Source organism: Marinospirillum sp., assembly GCF_014859565.1.
This window is the reverse complement of the sequence record NZ_JACUUA010000340.1, coordinates 1-2844: the sequence shown is the minus strand read 5'-3', so window position 1 is coordinate 2844 and position 2844 is coordinate 1. Positions and strand designations below refer to the sequence as shown.

The 2844-nt window shown below is 50.7% G+C and carries 2 protein-coding genes; both read right to left on the bottom strand.

Features of this window, described 5'->3' with window-relative positions:
* On the bottom strand, positions 1-850 hold an 850-nt coding region (locus tag IBX50_RS19330), incomplete at its 3' end, for an outer membrane beta-barrel protein (protein WP_292258030.1).
* Positions 851-950: 100 nt separating this feature from the next.
* Positions 951-2573 (bottom strand): ice-binding family protein, encoded by a 1623-nt coding sequence (locus tag IBX50_RS19325; RefSeq protein WP_292258029.1) that lies wholly within the window; start codon positions 2571-2573, stop codon positions 951-953.
* Positions 2574-2844 lie beyond the last annotated feature (271 nt).

The following is a 2844-nucleotide window of genomic DNA, read 5'->3' as shown; positions in this document are numbered from 1 at the left end:
GTGAAAGCGCCTGATTGTCCTGCTGATTGCCAATATTGTCACTATGCCCCTGAATCACTGCCGTTGTTTCGGGATACTTGTTCATAAAAGTTCCCAGCACTGCCAGTTTCTCCATATCTTCGCGCTGCATTTCATCCCGTCTAATTTCAAAATGAATATCCAGAACACTGCAATACTGCTGGTTTTTTACAGCAACCGGTGGCGGTGTTTGCTGAACTGGAGCTGCTGACCGCTGAATCGGGGGTTCCGACTGCTGGCCAAAACGATAAACCATACCCAGCGAGAACAGATCCACATCACCATCGGATAGACTGTCACTACTGATACGGTAGCGCTCTGCTTCGGCTCGCATGGCCAGCGCTGGTGTGAAGTCATACTGCACACCAGCGCCGAACTTGTAATTTCCTGACTTCTCGGTTGTGCTTGAGTTTGCCGTGGTTACAGCACCTGTACTGGAAAAGTTATCTTTTGCATGAGCGTAACTGATCCCGACCCGTCCAAAGGCTGAGAGGCGTTCTGTCATCGGCAGCAATCCAACCAGATCCAGGTTCAGCCCCTTCACTTTGATTCTGCCATCCAGGCTCCCTGCCGGATTGGTGGTTGCTTCAAAATCAAACTGTCCAAGATCAAAAACCCCCAGCTCAATAGCAAGATTTTGATTGAATTGATAACCACCAAAAATCTTGTAACCAAGATCTTTGTTGTCTCTGTCAAACTCAGTGACATCCAGCGCTCCAGACTGCTCCAGCTCAGAGCGAATGCTGCCACTGTCTATCTTGGCTGCTGACTGGCCAATATTGGCGCCACCGTACCAGAAGCTATCCTCAGCGAAAGCTGGGGTAGCTGCCATCAGCACACACCCCATCAGACTAAGAGCCCTTGTGGTTTTAGCTGTTTTTTTCATGTTCTACTCCGGAAAATGGAAGGCTGGCTGTTACGCAATGAGCTGCTCATGGAACAATAATGGTGGTCACTGAAGGCGACGCTGCACCGGTCAGTGTAAAAGCACTGGCTCCTGATGCACCCGCCAGCACCCTTCCGGTTACGGTTGATCCATCCAGCACGGTGGCATCCCGACCTGCCAGAATATTGCCGTGCCAGGTTGTGCCTGAACCGATGGTGATATCCAGTCCCGTCACAAACCAGATATTCCGAGCCTGCGCTCCGTTGACCAACACAACACTGCTTGGCAACAACAAGGTGCCCGAATCCACCAGTGAGCTATCCACCTGGAATACAAAGATGGCATTGGCATCACCCAGTGCATCCATGGTGACTATGCCACCAGCCTGCAAACCCAGGGTTGCATTGCGATAAACACCTGGAGTCAAGGTTTTGCCACCCAGTTCATCACCGGTTACCGGGCCTTCAGTCATTACTTTGTTACGGGCTTCATTCCAGGCAATGTTCAGGTCGTTACTCACTGAGTTGGCTGTACCACCATTGTCATGGGGATCACCAGCCCAGTAGATGGAACCATTCACAGTCATGCCGGTTGGGCTGGCATAGGTTTTAACCAGACAGGTCTGGGATGCACCGGCATTACCCGTGGCGTCAGCACAGGCAGCCAGCGGATAAAGCGCCACATCGCCGTTCACCACCGTGATGCCAGTGGAGGTTAAACCCGCCTGAGAGGCGATTCCGAAAGAGTCTGCACCACGCAGATTCACAGCCAGAGGTAAGGGTGCCACCGTTGCCGCAGCAGTTCTGAACGTCCAGGGATTATTGGGTAACAGGACTGCAGGAACCAGTAAAGCATTACCCGCCAGATCAACTGCGGAATCACTGACTTGTGCTCTGTATTCCGTATCCGGCAGCAGGTCGCTCTGGGGCACAAAGGATGCGATATTGTTCTGCACATCATAAAAAACCGAACCAGGTACACTTGTCAGGGTCGCGGTTTCCACCAATGTAAAGTTGCTGGTGATCATGGTGCTTTGGCGAATTTCTTCATTAAAAGTGGCATTCACCGTCTTGTTAACAGCAACACCCGTTTCCAGATCAGCTGGAGAAGTGGCAGTTATTACCGGTGGAGTGATGTCTGCAACAGCAGAAGTCTGCCAGCTCCAGGGGTTGGGTAAACCACCAGCCAGAGAAGGCACGGGCAGAGCATTACCCGCCAGATCTTTTGCTGAGCTTGAGATCGATGAGGTGTACCAGGTATTCAGTGCCAGATTGGCATTTGGCCTGAAAGTCAGAACCATACCGGTATAAGTGACAACACCTTCCACACTGGAAAGGCAGGCACCACCTTGAACTGCACCGGTATTACAAACCGTGAAGGTGGTAGTTAACGGATCGGTAGAGGGAGATGATGAGATTAAACTGGACTCATCCATCAACTCATTAAACGTTGCAGTAATATCCCTGTTGATTGCCAGTCCAATACTGCCATCTGGCGCACTGACAGCCGTTAACATTGGTGCGGTGGTATCTGGCGGGATGACACTTCCAGTGTCGTTGCCACCAAGAATTGGGTCCTTTCCTGACGTGTCACAGCCTGTCAAAAATACAGCCAGCAATAAAAAGCCAAGCCACTTCAAGGCTTTTATATTTTTTGGGTTTTTTTTCATTTTAGCAGCCTCATTAACCAAGGGTTCGAGGCTGTACTTATCCTCCTAAAGAGGCAGAGGTATCTGTTCGGTAGCGTGCATAGGGTGGTTTTATTTAAGCCTCTGAAATAATCCAGGGGCTTGTCATCAATGGCTCAGTAAAACAAAAGCCCCGACCAAAAGGTCAGGGCTTTGTCAGCAGTATGAGGCACCTCACCGGTGCCTGTTTATTCTGTAGATCAGCTTTCGACCTGCTCAATCCCCTGAATCAGCCAGGGTGCATCGGTCTGAC